16 protein-coding genes are annotated in these 16,510 nt (G+C 38.5%); 9 read left to right on the plus strand and 7 right to left on the minus strand.

What is annotated here, in order from left to right; translation table 11 throughout:
* Both PVA17_RS11070 and PVA17_RS11075 read left to right on the plus strand, forming a co-directional pair.
* Window positions 1-185: hypothetical protein (locus PVA17_RS11070; RefSeq protein WP_274067706.1), on the plus strand; the 185-nt coding region annotated here is incomplete at its 5' end.
* Window positions 186-894: 709 nt separating this feature from the next.
* Window positions 895-1,710 carry a metallophosphoesterase gene (locus PVA17_RS11075; protein WP_274067707.1) on the plus strand — a complete coding sequence of 272 codons (816 nt, stop codon included), beginning with the start codon at window positions 895-897 and terminating at the stop codon, window positions 1,708-1,710.
* Window positions 1,711-1,724: 14 nt separating this feature from the next.
* Here PVA17_RS11075 and tatC read toward each other — a convergent pair whose 3' ends face one another.
* The 5 genes from tatC to PVA17_RS11100 form a co-directional block, all read right to left on the minus strand.
* Window positions 1,725-2,570: a twin-arginine translocase subunit TatC gene (tatC, locus tag PVA17_RS11080; protein ID WP_274067708.1), complete on the minus strand. Its 846-nt coding sequence runs from the start codon at window positions 2,568-2,570 to the stop codon at window positions 1,725-1,727.
* Window positions 2,571-2,581: 11 nt separating this feature from the next.
* A complete protein-coding gene (gene tatA / locus PVA17_RS11085; protein WP_132363581.1) occupies window positions 2,582-2,785 on the minus strand; it encodes a twin-arginine translocase TatA/TatE family subunit in 204 nt (67 codons plus the stop codon).
* 403 nt (window positions 2,786-3,188) lie between these two features.
* The gene (locus PVA17_RS11090; RefSeq protein ID WP_274067709.1) at window positions 3,189-4,901 is read right to left on the minus strand and encodes a GMC family oxidoreductase; all 1,713 of its coding nucleotides are present in this window, start codon (window positions 4,899-4,901) and stop codon (window positions 3,189-3,191) included.
* Window positions 4,902-4,915: 14 nt separating this feature from the next.
* On the minus strand, window positions 4,916-5,662 hold the full coding sequence (locus PVA17_RS11095; protein WP_132363577.1) for a gluconate 2-dehydrogenase subunit 3 family protein: 747 nt from the start codon (window positions 5,660-5,662) through the stop codon (window positions 4,916-4,918).
* A gap of 327 nt (window positions 5,663-5,989) precedes the next feature.
* Window positions 5,990-7,174 carry an alanyl-tRNA editing protein gene (locus PVA17_RS11100; protein WP_274067710.1) on the minus strand — a complete coding sequence of 395 codons (1,185 nt, stop codon included), beginning with the start codon at window positions 7,172-7,174 and terminating at the stop codon, window positions 5,990-5,992.
* Between the two features lie 170 nt (window positions 7,175-7,344).
* Between PVA17_RS11100 and PVA17_RS11105 the strand changes: the two genes are divergently transcribed.
* From PVA17_RS11105 to PVA17_RS11135, 7 genes are all read left to right on the plus strand, one after another.
* The gene (locus PVA17_RS11105; RefSeq protein ID WP_132363573.1) at window positions 7,345-7,632 is read left to right on the plus strand and encodes a DUF6509 family protein; all 288 of its coding nucleotides are present in this window, start codon (window positions 7,345-7,347) and stop codon (window positions 7,630-7,632) included.
* A gap of 298 nt (window positions 7,633-7,930) precedes the next feature.
* The gene (locus PVA17_RS11110) at window positions 7,931-9,076 is read left to right on the plus strand and encodes a VanZ family protein (protein ID WP_274067711.1); all 1,146 of its coding nucleotides are present in this window, start codon (window positions 7,931-7,933) and stop codon (window positions 9,074-9,076) included.
* Between the two features lie 13 nt (window positions 9,077-9,089).
* Complete coding sequence (locus PVA17_RS11115) at window positions 9,090-10,424, plus strand: FAD-dependent oxidoreductase (RefSeq protein ID WP_274067712.1); 1,335 nt, start codon at window positions 9,090-9,092, stop codon at window positions 10,422-10,424.
* Window positions 10,425-10,442: 18 nt separating this feature from the next.
* The gene (locus PVA17_RS11120) at window positions 10,443-10,916 is read left to right on the plus strand and encodes a glutathione peroxidase (protein ID WP_274067713.1); all 474 of its coding nucleotides are present in this window, start codon (window positions 10,443-10,445) and stop codon (window positions 10,914-10,916) included.
* A 209-nt stretch (window positions 10,917-11,125) separates the two neighbouring features.
* Entirely contained in the window at window positions 11,126-11,893 is a 768-nt protein-coding gene (locus PVA17_RS11125) for an ABC transporter ATP-binding protein (protein WP_132363565.1), read from the plus strand.
* Entirely contained in the window at window positions 11,880-13,748 is a 1,869-nt protein-coding gene (locus PVA17_RS11130) for an ABC transporter permease (RefSeq protein ID WP_274067714.1), read from the plus strand. Before PVA17_RS11125 ends, PVA17_RS11130 begins: the two co-directional genes overlap by 14 nt.
* A gap of 1 nt (window position 13,749) precedes the next feature.
* A complete protein-coding gene (locus PVA17_RS11135; protein ID WP_132363561.1) occupies window positions 13,750-14,112 on the plus strand; it encodes a YxeA family protein in 363 nt (120 codons plus the stop codon).
* A 26-nt stretch (window positions 14,113-14,138) separates the two neighbouring features.
* Here PVA17_RS11135 and PVA17_RS11140 read toward each other — a convergent pair whose 3' ends face one another.
* Both PVA17_RS11140 and PVA17_RS11145 read right to left on the minus strand, forming a co-directional pair.
* On the minus strand, window positions 14,139-15,527 hold the full coding sequence (locus PVA17_RS11140) for a sensor histidine kinase (protein WP_132363559.1): 1,389 nt from the start codon (window positions 15,525-15,527) through the stop codon (window positions 14,139-14,141).
* Window positions 15,524-16,246, minus strand: coding sequence for a response regulator transcription factor (locus PVA17_RS11145; protein ID WP_132363557.1), 723 nt, complete (start codon window positions 16,244-16,246; stop codon window positions 15,524-15,526). The genes PVA17_RS11140 and PVA17_RS11145 overlap by 4 nt, the downstream gene beginning before the upstream one ends.
* Window positions 16,247-16,510: the final 264 nt, after the last annotated feature.

Genomic DNA, 16,510 nt, shown 5'->3' on the forward strand with positions numbered 1-16,510 from the left:
CTTTTATTATACATTTTATTATGATGTATTTATCAGAAAATTATGATAGATTGGCTGTTTTACGAAGTGAAAAACCGTGTTTTTTCAATAAGGGAAATACTGTTAAAGAATGCACTATTTATAGTTTTAACGGGTATGAAAAAATGAATGAAGGTAATGAGCTCGAGTTATCTAAAAAGATTTAACATTCTAGAAGATGTTGCAAACATAGAATTTCATATCTACAGTATTTTGTTTGTAATAGCAAAAAATATTTCGATAGTCATAGATTTGAAGAGCAAGTAGGCATTTCAAGTTAGTGATGTTTAAGCCTGAGTAGATAAGCTTTTATCACTCGGTTTAATATGTTTGGAAGAGTTCAAAAATAATCTTGTTCATTCTTGCCCTACTTTAGAGTAACCTTTAAATGTAGCACTTTTGGGTTACCTCTTTCGTTCAATCTAATGATTTTATGTGTATGTGCTTACAATTATTTTGTTTTATGCTTATAATAGGAGGGTCAGATTTTTATCTTCATTTCAGTAGAATCTCCCACCTCTCCAAGGTGATGAGGTGAATGTGCATGTGTTCCTTTTCAGTGAGTATCTACTGAAATAGAGGAACTTAAGCTAAGAACGCCACGTCCTGTGGCAAGTTGTCTGTGCGAAAGCGAAGCGACAGCAACACGGGTTTTGTCTGTGCGAAAGCGAAGCGACAGCAACAACAACAACAGCACACGACTGAGTGACCAACATATGTTGGCCAAAGCCTCCGGCGGATGTCACGGATTTTTAAAGGATTGAATTGTGGAAAATCCGGACGCATTGTTTATTTGCGCGAAGCAAAGCGTTAGCGGAGATTACGCCAAGGCGAAATTGATCTGATGAAAAAGTAGCCTAGGGTGAGCGATTGCGATTGAAAAAATTATTATATGTAGCTTTTTTTGTTGTTTTTATAGTCATTTTTTTGTACGTAAACAATCACTGGCTGGTTGTAAGCAAGTATGAATTCGAGTCAGAAAAAGTGCCTGCTAGCTTCGATGGGCTACGCATTACACAAATATCAGATTTACAGGATGCTCTCTTTGGCGAACAGCAAGAGAAGCTCATAGCAAAGGTGAAAGCAACAAATCCTGACCTAATTTTTATTACAGGTGATTTAGTTGATAGTAATCGTTATGATTTGGAGCGAAGCTTGCAAGCCGCTAGAGGATTAGTTAAATTAGCGGATGTCTATTATGTACTAGGAAACCATGAAGTAGCGACGAATAAAGTGAATGAAATTTATGAGGAGCTATCATCGTTAGGTGTACATGTGTTGTCCAATGAATCGACCTTCATTGAGCGCGACGGGGAGCGCTTGGCGATTGTTGGCATAGAAGATCCGTTATCAGGTAGAACAACGAAAGAAATGCTAGAAATAGCAACTAAAAATGTTCCACCAAATATATTAACGATATTACTAGCACATCGACCAGAAGTGTTTAATACGTATGTAGAGTTTGGAATTGATTTAGTATTTGCAGGACATGCGCATGGTGGACAAGTTCGAATTCCTGGTATTGGCGGTCTTTTCGCACGAGGACAGGGAATATTCCCGAAATATACGGCTGGTCTTTCTAAAGAAGGCACAACAACTATGGCCGTTAGTCGAGGATTAGGCAATAGTACAGTACCTATGCGGGTTTTTAATCCACCAGAGATTGTTGTCATGGAATTAAAGAAAAAATAAGCACTGCGTCTTTGCTACGCAGTGCTTTCTATTTGTTTACGCTCTATACGTTTAACAAGATAGATACTTATTTCATATAAAATAATCATCGGAATTAAAACGAGTAGCTGACTAATAAAATCGGGTGGTGTAATTACAGCAGAACCAATGCCCATCCCGATATAAGACCAGCCTCGTATTTTTTTCATGGATTCAGCCGTTAGTACACCAATGGATGATAAAAAGAGAGCTACAATTGGTAATTCAAAGAGTAGTCCGAGTGGTACAGTTGTCATCACTAAAAAATGCATGTATTCATTTGCGGACACCATCACATCAAAATTAGCTGCTCCAACACTTACTAAAAATGAATAGCTAAGTGGATTCACAATAAAGTAACCGAAAGCTACGCCTAATAAAAAGAGTAAAAGCATGACAGGGGCATAAAGACCGAGGAAACGGCTTTCTTCTTCTTTTAAACCTGGCTTTACGAAACTCCACAAAAAATGAACTAAAAATGGCATTGATAGCCCAAATGCTAATGTTGTGGAAATCGTCATATAAAATTTGACAACCTCTAACGGCCCTAAAATAATTAGTGAATGTCCTCGAGTTACATAAGGGAACCAACTATTAATAGTAGAGAATACGATAATAAAAAATAAAATAAATACGATAAGCCCTTTAATAATTTGTTTTCGTAGTTCTGTAAGATGTTCAAGCAATGAGGCTATTGGAAAAAGGGACCCACCGGCTTCCGTATCCGGTTCACTTGTCTCAACTGGAATTTCAACAAAAGCCTCCACAGGTGTGAGAGGCTCAGCTTCTTTCTTATCAAGTGGACTTAAATATTTTCTTTTTCCTTCTTCATATGGATCCATAGGACAACCTCCTACGAAGCGTCAGATTTTTTTTCTTCTTTTTTCACTGAATCATCCTCATCATCGATAAGCCCCTTCGTGGACTTTTTGAACTCTGCAAATGTTTTACCGACTGCACCACCGATTTCCGGCAATTTTTTTGGACCAAACACGATTAAAACAATGACTAAAATGATGATTAACCCAGGTACCCCAATTGCTCCGAGACCTCCCATAGTCTTACCTCCTTTTTGAAACATTAGTATATCAATTTATGCATCGGCATAATTGCATCTTGAATCGGCTTTGTGCAAGCACAAGCACAAAGAACTCCTTTTTCGATTCTGTGACATTCGCCGGAAACTTTGGACCAACAGATGTTTTTTGCGCGAAAGCGTAGTGCAAACGCAGCGTCAGCAGCATGATGTTTTTTTGCGCGAAAGCGTAGTGCAAACGCAGCGTCAGCAGCATGATGTTGGTCACTCAAGCGTGTGTTGTTGCTGTCGCTTCGCTTTCGCACAGACAAAACCCGTGTTGCTGTTGTTGTTGCTTTCGCACAGATAACTTGCCACAGGACGTGACGTTCTTAAACTGAGTTCCTCTATTTTAGCGGGTGTCCAAACATCCGCTAAAAAGAAGTTATACTAAGGAACCGCCTGATTTGCTATATTTCACAACACCCTCTGCACAGCGGTAGGCTAGTGCCCCTAAAGTACCTGTTGGGTTATAGCCACTATTGTGTGCAAAGTTTCCGGCACTTACAGCAAAAAGATTTTCTGCATTCCAATGTTGCAAGTAGTTATTCACAACGCCATCCTCTGGCTTTAAGCTCATAACTGTTCCGCCTGTATTATGGGTTGTTTGATACGGTACAATATTGTAATCAGTGATTTCAGCATTAGGGACAACAATTTTAGCGCCCATTTCTTTCATAATGTCAGCTGCACGTGCTGAAATATATTTATGAAGTGCGCGATCCTGATCCGTAAAGTTGTAGGTTAACTGTACAAGAGGTAAGCCGTAAGCATCCTTATACGTAGAATCTAGAGATAAATAATTTTCTTTATGTGGCATTGAAGCACCCTGTGCACCAATCCCGAATGAGCGTGTATAGTAATGAATAGATTGTTTTTTAAATTCTGATCCCCATGTTGGCGTATCAGGAGGTGTTGGGTTTGAGCCGATAGGACGCGCACCTGTTTGTGTCAGAGCTATATTTCCACCGTGAATAAAATCTAAATCACTATGATCGAAATTATCTCCATTATAATCATCTAAGCTCATACCAAGGGCACCTGCACCCATAAATGCGTTATACTGCTCATCGAAAAACCCTGCAGCTCCAGGGAGTATTTGATAGCAATAGTTTCTTCCAAGTGTCCCTCTTCCAGTAGCTGGATCATATCTTTCCCCAATGTTAGAGACCATCAATAACTTGGCATTATTAAAGACATAACTAGTAAGTACAACAGCGTTTGCTGGTTGAATAAATTCTTCACCAGATATCGTATCGATGTATCGGACACCAGTTACTTTATTGCCTTTCTTTAAAATTTCAACAACATTGGAATTATAGCGTAAGTCAAAGTTACCTGTTTTTAATGCAGTAGGAACAACAGTAACCTCCGCAGATGATTTGGCGCCATATTCACAACCAAAGCGTTCACAGAAGCCGCAGTATTGACAAGCATTAATGGTTTCACCGTCAGGGTTCTTATAAACTTCTGATAAATTTGCAGAAGGTACCATGTAAGGCGATAGTTTTAATTTTTTTGCAGCTGTTTCAAATTGCGTAAGCATCGGTGTCATTTTCATTGGCCCCGTCGGATAAGGATTTGAACGTTTCCCGCTAAAAGGATTTTTATCATCACCGGAAATACCGGACGTTTTTTCGAATTTGTCGAAATAGGGCTCTAGTTCATCGTATGTTAATGCCCAATCTTGTAATAAATAATCAGGTCCAAGCTTATTCGCACCATAACGTTTGTCTGTCATTGTTTTAATTTGAAAATCATACGGTAAGAAGCGATACGACATACCGTTCCAATGTGTACCAGAGCCGCCAAGCCCTTCCCCAAGTAAAAAGGAACCGAGCTGACGCATAGGCAATGCCTTCATATTCCGATTATTACGGAAGCTGATTGTTTCCTTTGAGAGATTTTGCATTAAATCATAACGAATTGCATAACGATACTCATCGTGGATTGTCAAATAATCTTCCGTGCCGCGCTTTTGTCCACGCTCTAAGCCAACGACCTTTAAGCCTGCCTTTGAGCACTCTGCAGCGACAATGCCGCCGGTCCATCCTACCCCGACTGTTACAACATCTACACTTGGTAATGTTTTGGCCATTTACTAACCCCCTATTAGTGGCTACCTAATGAATTAGGCTCAATTTTTTGGAATTTCGGTTCTTCGATTTGCGTAATATACGCCATTTGATGACCGGGGAAGCCTTTCATTCGCCAGCCATCCATATTACGATTACCGCCATATATAGGGTCAGAGTAAGCACCTTCTAATGTTGCTGCACGTAATAAAGTAAAGAAGAAAGCAGATGTGACGCCACTCATTTGTACGTCGCCTTTCTGGAAGGCAGTTAAAATTTCATCCATTTGCTTAGCCTCTATATCATTGAAGCTCTTTTTATAGCGATTCTGTGCTTCCGACTCCAACCTTTGAACACCTTGCTTAAAAATTTCCGCTCGCGTTAAACGACTCTGATAACCTTGTGTTGGCGCACCCTCACCGAATGGTCCATGCATGTATTCTTTAGAATTACTACCATATTGGCCTGCTAGCTGATGGTCGATAAAGTAAGGCACATCTAAGCCCTTTGCCCCTGGACCTAAATCGTCCTCAGGGAAAATACGTTCAGTCGCATTTGCTAAAATATTGAAATCCCTTTGATTCATAAAAAACATTTTAGCTTTTGGCGAGCCAGTCTCTTCAGTAGCCGTTCCATGCTGACCATGCTCTAGCGTAGCAGTTCCTTTACCAGACATGTTATAGCCTACAAGGCCTCCTATTAATCCACCGCCGACTAATGTACCTGCTGCAATACCTGTCGTTTTTAAAAAATCACGACGTGAAATATCTTTTTCCGAACTCATAGAAATCCTCCTCAAAAGTATAGAAACTATTCTATTTTTTATAATCAGCAAAAAAAGTAAATTATAATCAGGTATCCCTGGTAAAATTTATAATTTAATCCAACCGAGGATTCAATTTAATGTAATCGGGATAGATTGTGGATAAGTTGTGCATTGAATGTGGATAATGTGTGGGGAAATAAGATAACGATTACTGCAGCTGAGCAAATGTCTGTGGATAATTATCAATCGGGGAGATAGTGGCAATAGGATGTTCAGTAAATGATGCCATAAATGAGTAAAGGAGCTACCCCAGTAATGGAGAGCTCCTATCATCGAAATGATTTGTTATTGAACTACTTCTTGCATAGCTTCAAAAAGTTGCTCGGTAGAAATAATACGCTCGCCACCGCCTTGTACCATCTGCTCACTGCCGCCACCTTTTCCGTTAATGAGTGGCAATGCTTTTGCAGCAATATCCTTCATACTTTTCTCAACTTTTGCACCACGTGCTGCGACAAACTGGAGCTTGTCTTCATTTTCTGAAATAAGTAATACGATCGCTTCAGTCTGCTCAGCGACAATAGTTCTAGCTAATTTTTGCAGCTCTTGCATAGTACGCTGAGTAAAGGCTGCAGTAATAATACGTTCTTTACTAGATACTAGCGCCTTTGCTTCATAATTCAGTAGCTCCTCTTTTGCTGCTACGAGTGCTTTTTCTGTATTTTTCTGTGTTGTTAACATTTTTGTAAGTGCTGTAGCTGCTTCAACCTCAGGTACACTTAATTGTCTTGCAACGTCAGCTAGTACTTTCTTTCGCATGGCAAGCTCTGCTAAAACCCTGTGACCACAGACAAAGGAGACACGAATATTACCCTTCATTTTTTCAGTGCCAAGGATTTTTATCGCACTTACTTGTCCTGTAGATGTTGGATGTGTACCGCCACAACCGTTGTAATCAAAGTCCGGAATAATAACAAGTCGAATATCTCCTGTGACGGCTACCTCTTTACGTAGGCTATAGTTCTCCAGTTCTTTTTCTGTAATCCATTTCGTTTCAATCGGAAGATTCTCTAGAATAATTTCATTAGCACGAGCTTCTGCTGCTACAAGCTGCTCTTCCGTTAGGGTATCCACTGCAATATCAATTGTGACCTGCTCAGTGCCCAAGTGGAAGCTAACGGTAGGTGCATCAAAAAGCTCGACAAAAGCCGCTGTTAAAATATGTTGACCTGCATGCTGCTGCATATGATCAAAGCGCCGTTGCCAATTCAATTTTCCATGCACTTCACCAACTAAATTTGAACAGTCACCTTGAATATAATGACGAATTTCATCATTCATTTTCTCAACATTGATGACCTCGATATCATTTAAAGTACCTGTGTCATGAGGTTGTCCGCCTCCAGTTGGATAAAATGCAGTATTTGATAGCACCACGTAGTTACGGCCATCTAAATCCGTCCCTTTATTGACAACTGTTGCATTAAATTCGCGCAGCATAACATCTTGATAATATAGTAGTTCTTTCAAGAAAAAGCCTCCCCCTTTATGTAAAGTATTCATATGAGAATCATATCTCTCAATTAGTTCCATTTCATTGTGGCATAATTACTTTCTAGTGTATATGAGTTTTCTATTTGACCCATGCTGAATTTGATTTAATATATATAAGAACAGGTTAACTTAAAGGAGATCGTACAATGGAAATTACACAATTCTCAATGGAAGAAATATTAGATCCAACAAACATTATTGAAGGCAAGCGCTACGAATTTATTTTAGATGTAGATATTGATGAAGAGGATGAGCTTTATCACGAAGCAGGAATTGAAATTCGTGTATTAATTGCTGAAAAAGGTGAAGAGTCATTTATTTTAAATTACTTCATCATGGAAAAAGCTGAAGGCGAATATTTAGACTTTGCATTAGAGGATGAAGAGCTAGAGGAAATTTTAGCATTCTGCAATGAGGAAATTGCAAAAGCATAATATGCTCGCGTAAAAGCCTTTCCAACAAAAATTAATATTCTTATTTGGTAAAATTCCGCTCTTCTTTCAGTGGGCAGGCACGAGCTACATTGGCGTACTCTTGTTTGTCTCCTGGGAGTTTACGCGGAATTTTAACTTTACATCATTAGTTAAGATTATTTAAGGTTGGTGAAACATTCGTGTTGTATTCAAGTGCTAAACTAAGTTTAAGGTTATTTTGAAGTTTATCACTGAAGCGGCTCATCGGACGTCCAGTTGGAACGGAAATCAACCACACTTTATGGTGAAGAGGTGTTCTATGTCAGTTTATACACATTCTATTATGGTAGCTTTGTTAATAACAATTTTCTTTTCCTTTGTACTATTTGTACCTTGGCTTATTTATACGTATCGGAAATATGGCTACTTATCTGTATCCAAAACGATTATTATGTTCTCCTTTATTTTTTACTTTTTATCGGCATTATGCTTAGTTTTACTACCTTTCCCGGAAACACGTGATACTTGCTCTCTACAAGCTGCAGATACCGTCCATTACAATTTACATCCTTTTCAATTTGTCACGGATATTTTAAAGGATAGTGGGATTGTTCTGACGAATCCATCAACGTGGATTTATATACCAAAGCAGCCCGCTTTTTATCAAGCATTCTATAATTTCTTATTGCTCATGCCATTCGGAGTATACTTGCGTTATTTTCTTAAAAAAAGAGAGTACTGGAAGCGTGCATTTCTATTTAGCTTTTTGCTAACATTGTTTTATGAGGTAACTCAATTTACGGGGATTTATGGCATCTTTAATTGTGCGTATCGAATTTTTGATGTGGATGATTTAATGCTTAACAGTGTTGGTGCACTATTAGGATTCTTTTTAGCCCCTGTTGTGTGGGCGCTGTTTCCTTCACATGAAGAGGTAGCGGCTAAAGCAGCAGAAATGGTCGAAAAAGATATCATCAAGCCATTATCTATTTTGTTAGCACTAGCAGTGGATTTGATAATCGCGCAGTTCATTTTGTTCTTCGTTAGTGTCATAACAGGCTATAGTGGCATGTTCGAGTTTTTAGTGAAAATTGCTTTGTATATGTTGCTATTTGGAGTTGTTCCAAGCTTTACAGGTGGGGCAACATTAGGGATGAAATTTATGCGTTTTACAATGGTCAGTGAAAATGGCAAAAGTATTGTCAGTCAATCTTGGCGCCGTTGTGTTGCTATTCTCGTGGTAGTATGTACGTCGAAAATGATAACAACTTTCGGAAATATTCAATTAGATATGGATTCACCATTTTATGTACTGCAAATTGTCATTACATTGCTAGCCTTTATTGCGAATTTTGTTCTAACGATGGTAATGGCTATTCATGTAATACGGGTCATCGTAAGTGGAGGCAGACGCCGTTTATTTATGGACTATTACGCAGGCTTGCTAGCAACGAGAAAAAAATAAGGGGGATTGTTGGATGAAATACGTAATCATTGGAGGAGATGCTGCCGGAATGTCAGCAGCAATGGAAATATATCGAAATGTACCAGGGGCAGAGATTACATCTGTAGAACGTGGCTTTATTTATTCATATGGGCAGTGTGGCTTACCCTATGTGGTAGATGGGCGGATTTCATCGACTAAGCGTCTTATAGCAAGAGATGTAGAAACTTTTCGTGATAAGTATCGTATTGATGCCCGTGTTGGTCATGAGGTGACCAGAATTGATGTTGAACAGAAGCTAGTTTTTGGAACGCAGACGTCCGGGGAATCGTTTGAAATCCCCTATGATAAGCTACTTATTGCAACAGGTGCAGATCCTATTATGCCGGTGGAGAATGGTTCAGATTTAGCGGGTATACACACGGTGAAAACAATACCGCAGCTAGAGGATTTACTAACTGATTTAACGTTAGATATAGAAAATGTAACCATTATAGGTGCAGGCTATATTGGGCTAGAAATGGCTGAGACGATATATGCTTGCGGTAAAAAAGTAAGATTGATTCAACGAGGTAGCTATGTTGCAAGAATTTTAGACGAAGAGCTTGCGCAACATGTTCATGAGGAAGCAAAAAAGAATGACATCGAGCTTGTGCTAAATACAAAAGTAGAGGCGTTTGAGGGCAATCACCGTGTTGAGCGTGTCATTACGGACAATGGCACTTTTGATACAGATTTAGTCATTATGGCTGTTGGAATTAAACCGAATACACAATTTTTAGAGGGAACAGGTGTAGCACTAGCTAAAAATGGTGCGGTCATTGTCAATCGACATTTAGAGACATCTGTTGAACATATTTATGCTGCGGGAGATTGTGCAACGCATTTTAATATTGTAAAAGAACGCTTAGATTATGTACCTCTTGGCACGACTGCTAATAAGCAAGGTCGGTTAGCGGGACTCAATATGTCAGGCAAATCTGCGCCGTTTAGCGGTATTGTAGGTACTTCAATCTTAAAGTTTTTCAATTTAACAATTGCTACGACTGGTATTAATGAGCGCAAGGCTAAAGAGCTAGGCTTTGAGTATGAGGCCTTTAAATTATCTGCCCGCCATATTGCAGGTTATTACCCTGGTGCTCAACGGATGTTTATTAAAATTGTTGTTCGTAAACGAGATCAACAACTTTTAGGGGCACAAATTGTTGGACCTGCAGGTGTTGATAAACGGATCGATGTGTTTGCGACCGCCTTATACAATAAAATGACATTACCAGATTTACTAGATTTAGATTTAGCCTACGCGCCTCCATTCAATGGTGTTTGGGATCCTCTACAGCAGATTGCCAGAAAAAATGGGCGTTTATAATATAGGGGGTAATTAGAAATGAGCATTTACGACATTCAAGTTGCTCTAGACGATGGTACTGAATATAGTTTAGATCGTTATAAGGGGAAGGCAATGTTAATTGTTAATACGGCTTCCAAATGTGGCTTTACACCACAGTTTGAAGAATTAGAAGATCTATATAAAAAGTATCAGGATAAAGGCCTTGTTATTCTTGGCTTCCCATCAAATCAGTTTAAGCAAGAGGTAGCAACTGCTGAGGAAGCGGCGTCCCAATGTCGTTTGACATATGGTGTGACATTCCCGATGCATGAAATCGTAAAGGTCAATGGTAAAGATGCACACCCTATTTTTGAGCATTTGACATCCCATTCTAAAGGCTTTCTAGGCAACAGTATAAAGTGGAATTTCACCAAATTCCTTGTGAATCGTAATGGTGAGGTTGTAGGACGCTATGGTTCAGCGGATAAGCCAAGTAGTTTTGAGAATGATATTAAAAAAGTATTAGCATAATAAAGTTGGAGGATTCGCGCACAGTTTGTGTGTGAATCCTTTTTGGTCGATAAAACGCGAAAATTTTTCGATAAAACACATAAAAGTTGCGATAAAGTGCGAAAAATTCTCGATAAATTGTCTACAATTTAAGGTTGTTGTAAGCTTGCGACAACTTTGTTGTAAGTTTGGGGTCGTATACTAAAGTCAGAAAGAAGAGGTGAGCGTTTATGACGCCATTATTAAAGGTACAAAATGTAGAAAAAACTTACGGCAAAGGCGCAAATACATTTACAGCGCTATCGAATATATCATTTGAAGTAGAAAAAGGAGAGTTTGTTGGTGTAATGGGGCCTTCGGGGGCTGGGAAATCGACGCTACTAAATGTGTTAGCGACAATCGATACACCAACGACTGGTGAAATCATTATTGGTGATACAAACTTAGCGCGCATGAAGGACGCAGAGTTAGCAGATTTTCGTCGCGACAATCTAGGTTTTATTTTCCAAGACTATAACTTACTTGATTCTTTAACCGTTCGTGAAAATATCGTACTGCCACTTGCGATTGCAAAAGTGCCAACAAAGGCAATTAACGCAAAGGTAGAACGCATAGCTACACTATTTGGGATAAAAGAGTTACTCGATAAATACCCTTACCAAATTTCTGGCGGGCAAAAACAACGTACAGCATCATCACGTGCATTAGTTACAGAGCCGAAATTAATATTTGCGGATGAGCCAACTGGTGCTCTGGATTCAAAATCAGCAACAGACTTACTTGAAAGTTTAAGTGATTTGAATAATTCTCAAGCGTCCACTATTATGATGGTGACGCATGATGCATTCGCAGCAAGCTTTTGCCAGCGCATTCTATTTATTCAAGATGGACAGCTTTCTAAGGAAATTCATCGTGGTACTCAAACAAGAAAGCAATTCTTCCAAGAGATTTTACAGGTGCTTGCTGGCATCGGAGGTGGAGTAAATGACGTTATTTAGTTTAGCGCGTAAAAATATTCAGCGTAATTTGTCGAACTACTTTTTATATATCGCCTCGATGGTTTTTAGTATCGTCATCTACTTTACGTTTGTGACATTAAAATATAATGATGATATTTTAGCCTCACAACAATTTTCACGGCAAATTAAAGGCTTAATGAGTGGATCATCTGTTGTGTTATTATTCTTTATCGTCATCTTTATGGCGTATTCCAATTCGTTTTTTATGAAAAAACGTAAAAAGGAAGTAGCACTTTATTCGCTATTAGGTGTACGTAAACAGAAAATCGGCTTAATGCTCTTTTTTGAGAATTTAGTGATCGGTTTTGTTTCTCTAGTACTAGGAATTGTTCTTGGATTCTTTATGTCACAAGGTTTATTAATGATCTTAGTACGTTTAATGGGCTTTGATGTTGTAGGAAGTTTAACATTTTCCCCTGAGGCTCTAGTCAATACAACATGTATTTTTGCGCTACTATTTTTATTCACATCTTTACAAGGCTATCGTGTCATCTATCAATTTAAATTGATTGACCTGTTTCATGCTGAGAAGCAAGGAGAGAAAATTCCACGTGCATCATTAATAGCAGCTATTCTTGGGACAGCGCTACTTGCATTTGGTTATTATACAGCGTCAGCTGATATTTTTACGAGTAAAATTTGGAGATTCTTCACAATATTAGGGACGCCACTGATGGTTATAGGTATGACAATTGCAGGGACATATTTATTATTCCATAGTGTTAGCGTATTTGTGTTAACGGCGTTGAAAAAAGCAACTTCTTGGTCATGGAAAGGCTTAAATTTAATTGGTGTATCACAATTATTGTACCGTATTCGAGCAAATGCTAAATCACTTTCTATTATCGCTATTTTAAGTGCGACAACGATCACAGCAGGTGGCGGCGTTTTCGGTATGTATTACAATGCCGAAGCCAGTGTACGTCATGCGCTACCTAACACATTTATGTGGAAGGGCGATACGGTAAAATTTTCTCAAGAAGACGTCTTATACAACGAATCGCTTTCTGTGAAAAAATTACGTGTGGATAATGAATTTTCGTTTTTTGAATATACATTATTAAAGGAATCCGACTATAATCGTCTAGCAAAATTGCAGGGAAAAGATGAACAACTGCACATTGCAAATGGTGCAACAGTTTTACTTGATACAAGCTTCGATGAACGTTTTTCACATGATTTTACCGGTGAAGAATTTAAATTAGAGAACGGGGAATCATTCCATGTGGATAAAATGTATACAGAGAGTGTATTAAACTTTATTCCAGCTGGGACAGTCCTCGTTGTAAATGATAAAGTGTTCGCTGCAACTAATGCTGAAGATGTTAAAATGCAGGTAGTTGGTATGGACAATGACTTAAAGCAACAGGCTATTTCAAAGGAAATTTACAATCAACTATCTACTGAACAGCAAGAAGGGTTTTCAAGTGTTCCGCAAAGTTATGAGGATGGTTTAGCTACTGTAGGATCACTATTGTTTGTAGGAAGCTTTTTAGGATTAGTATTTTTAGCAGCGACAGGAAGTATTATTTACTTCAAAGTTTTAACAGAGGCAGAGGAAGATCAGCCTAAATATGCTATTTTAAATAAAATTGGTGTGAACAAAAAACAAATACTAAAAACAGTTGCAGGGCAGGTTGCCGTTATCTTTAGTGCACCACTCGTTGTTGGCATCGTCCATAGTGCATTTGCGCTACTAGCCTTTTCACAGCTATTTAGTATGGATATTACTAAACCAGTAATTCTGTGGATGATTGCTTATTCAGCAATTTATGGCATCTATTATATCTTTACAGTTCGTTCATTCTATAAAATTATTAGACAGGGGAATTAATATGAAAAAGGTTTTCTTAGGTATAGGAGCATTGTTCTTATTGTTCGTAGCAGGACTTGTTGTGCTGATGACCGTTGATTTTAACCGTTTAAATAAAGAAGCATACTATGTTCATATCACTTCTGATGGTAAAATGGAGGAATTCAAGGCAAGCAACGGAGAAATATGGAAGTCATATTGGTACGAGCTACCTGCTTATGACGAGAACGGTGAAGAGAAAACATTGAAGTTTTCAGCTCAGAAAAATTTACGTCACGATGCATACTTAAAGCTTTATGTAAAAAAAGAAACAGAAGTTTCATCATATGATGAAGTAAAATTCCATGAGCTACCTGCAAAAGTACAGGAGCTAATGAAGAAATAAGAAGAAGGAGTAGTCCCTGTGTCGGGCTACTCCTTTTGTTCTTCTTGTAATTGAATGCTAACAGTTGTACCTTGTTGTTCTTCAGAGGTAATTATTACAGTTCCTCCGTGCGCTTCAATAATATCTCTAGCAATAGCAGTACCTAACCCAGTACCATGTGTCTGCTCAGTATTTGTCCCTCGATAATAGCGTTCAAAAATATGTTCAAGATCTTCGGCGGAAATGCCGTTACCGTTATCGGAAATCGTAATTGAATGATCTTCAACAAGAATAGTAACTGATACATCAGAAGGATTATGAAGCAATGCATTGTGTAAAAAATTCATTATCGCTCGTCGCATAAAGTGCTCGTCAATGTGATGCTTGATGACATCGTTCGTTGCATTAAACTCAATACTGGCTTCCTCATATTGAGGGGTATTGAGTGTATCTATAACGATTTCACGAATAAATTGCACCATATTTACTTCGGTTAAGCTGAGCGGAAGCTGCTGATGTCTTAAGCGCATAGTTAAATTTAAATCATCGAGTAAATCTTGCATATGCAATGATTGTTTTTCGATAATGTGAGCGTAGTCTCTTTGTTCATCAGCAGTCAATTTTCCATCATTCAGTAGCTCCGCATATCCACGAATCGAAGCAAGAGGTGTTTTCATATCGTGGGAAACATTGCTGATCCATTCCTCACGCATCATTTCTAATCTTTTACGTTCCTGCTCGTGTGCGGCAAGCTCTTTTGATACTTCATTTAAATTCTCGAAAACAGGTTTGTACACACCACCTGGCATTTTACTAGAAACATGCTCATGATTTTTTAAATGACGAATACGTTCAATCATTGCGTGTAGGGGCTTGGTCAACGTTCGACCGAAAAGCCAGCCAACGAGCGTAGCTACTAATAAATCAGCAAGGACAATGAGCAAACCAAACTTACCAATAAACTGTAATACGGAAGAACCAGAAAAATGAGTGACATATCTAGTAACGCCACTTCCTTCGATGCCGATAAGATAACTGATACTTTCTTTACTTCCCACATATACGGTTGTATCTACGTCGAATTCTTTATATTTATAAACTTGAATTAAATCAATCGGCGCATAGTGTGCAGGAGCTTTCTTTGGAGCAAAATGGGCTTCAATGACCTGTCCATTATTATCAAGTAATTGAATCCAAGCATTTCGCTGATGCAATTGTTGAAGTCCATCCTTGCTTACCGCTACCGTTCCATTACTTATATCAATATACTGTTGGAACTCGCGCACGAAGTTTTCCTCTGAATACGTAGTTGTTTTATCGTATTTATTTACCTGTTGGAAAATGAAACCAATTAAAATGGCTGTATTCAGGAAAATAACAATAATAACAATAGACAGTACAGACAGCAGAAATCTAGCTGTTAATTTCCATTTCATACTTGCTCCTCTTTTGGAACGACAAATTTATAGCCAAGCCCTTTTACAGTTGTAATATACCTAGGTTTTGATGCGTCATTTTCAACCTTTTCACGCAGACGTCGGATATGCACCATTACGGTATTGTCTGAGCCGAAAAAGTCCTCTCCCCACACACGCTCAAACAGAGTTTCTTTACTTAAAATTCGATTAGGATTGTTCATAAAGCAAGTCATCAAGCCGATCTCTTTCGCTGTTAGCTCCAATAAAACACCGTCCTTATGTACCTCCGTTTCATCTCCATTAAGCAAGAATGGACCAACTTGAATCGATTTCGCTGAAGTTACTGGCACTGCTTCCTGCGTTTGATAACCAGCTCTGCGAAGCTGTGCTTTCACACGATAGGCGACCTCTTTAGGACTAAAAGGTTTCGTAATATAATCGTCCCCTCCGATAGCAAGTCCTAAAATTTTATCAATTTCCTCGTTTTTGGCTGACATGAAAAGCACCGGCACATGCGACACTTCTCGAATACGTCGACATAAATCGTAGCCCTCACCATCAGGAAGCATCACGTCAAGAAGTACAATATCGGGCTGAGTCTGTTGAAAGCTCGTCCAAGCTTCTTGAATGGAGCCAGCTGTATGAATTTGCTTATACCCTTCTTTTTGCAGGCTGACTTTTAGAAGCTTTGCTAAATCTGCCTCATCGTCCACTACTAGAATTGTTGGTTCTTGCATTGTTCACACGTCCTTTCTTCTTTATATGGTCAATCGTCATTAGAATTTTAAGAATAGCAGAATAAGTAAATGATAGCACGATAAGCAATCCCTTATTATTTTGCAATAAAAGTTACCGATTGAAAATTTCTCGTTATGTGACTCATTATAAATGAAACTTGCTTAAAAAAGGAATTGAGACATTATTCATTATTTGAATTAAGAAATATCAAGACCAATTAGTTACCTATAAATGGGGAAATAATGATTTACATACTCAGCTGA

The organism is Lysinibacillus sp. CNPSo 3705, from assembly GCF_028674935.1.
Lineage (GTDB): Bacteria > Bacillota > Bacilli > Bacillales_A > Planococcaceae > Lysinibacillus.

What these genes read in the sequence shown, in the direction of transcription:
- tatC (WP_274067708.1), bottom strand. Translation starts at nt 2,570, where the DNA reads ATGGATCCATATGAAGAAGGAAAAAGAAAATATTTAAGTCCACTTGAT.
- tatA (WP_132363581.1), bottom strand. Translation starts at nt 2,785, where the DNA reads ATGGGAGGTCTCGGAGCAATTGGGGTACCTGGGTTAATCATCATTTTA.
- PVA17_RS11090 (WP_274067709.1), bottom strand. Translation starts at nt 4,901, where the DNA reads ATGGCCAAAACATTACCAAGTGTAGATGTTGTAACAGTCGGGGTAGGA.
- PVA17_RS11095 (WP_132363577.1), bottom strand. Translation starts at nt 5,662, where the DNA reads ATGAGTTCGGAAAAAGATATTTCACGTCGTGATTTTTTAAAAACGACA.
- PVA17_RS11105 (WP_132363573.1), top strand. Translation starts at nt 7,345, where the DNA reads ATGGAAATTACACAATTCTCAATGGAAGAAATATTAGATCCAACAAAC.
- PVA17_RS11110 (WP_274067711.1), top strand. Translation starts at nt 7,931, where the DNA reads ATGTCAGTTTATACACATTCTATTATGGTAGCTTTGTTAATAACAATT.
- PVA17_RS11115 (WP_274067712.1), top strand. Translation starts at nt 9,090, where the DNA reads ATGAAATACGTAATCATTGGAGGAGATGCTGCCGGAATGTCAGCAGCA.
- PVA17_RS11120 (WP_274067713.1), top strand. Translation starts at nt 10,443, where the DNA reads ATGAGCATTTACGACATTCAAGTTGCTCTAGACGATGGTACTGAATAT.
- PVA17_RS11125 (WP_132363565.1), top strand. Translation starts at nt 11,126, where the DNA reads ATGACGCCATTATTAAAGGTACAAAATGTAGAAAAAACTTACGGCAAA.
- PVA17_RS11130 (WP_274067714.1), top strand. Translation starts at nt 11,880, where the DNA reads ATGACGTTATTTAGTTTAGCGCGTAAAAATATTCAGCGTAATTTGTCG.
- PVA17_RS11135 (WP_132363561.1), top strand. Translation starts at nt 13,750, where the DNA reads ATGAAAAAGGTTTTCTTAGGTATAGGAGCATTGTTCTTATTGTTCGTA.
- PVA17_RS11140 (WP_132363559.1), bottom strand. Translation starts at nt 15,527, where the DNA reads ATGAAATGGAAATTAACAGCTAGATTTCTGCTGTCTGTACTGTCTATT.
- PVA17_RS11145 (WP_132363557.1), bottom strand. Translation starts at nt 16,246, where the DNA reads ATGCAAGAACCAACAATTCTAGTAGTGGACGATGAGGCAGATTTAGCA.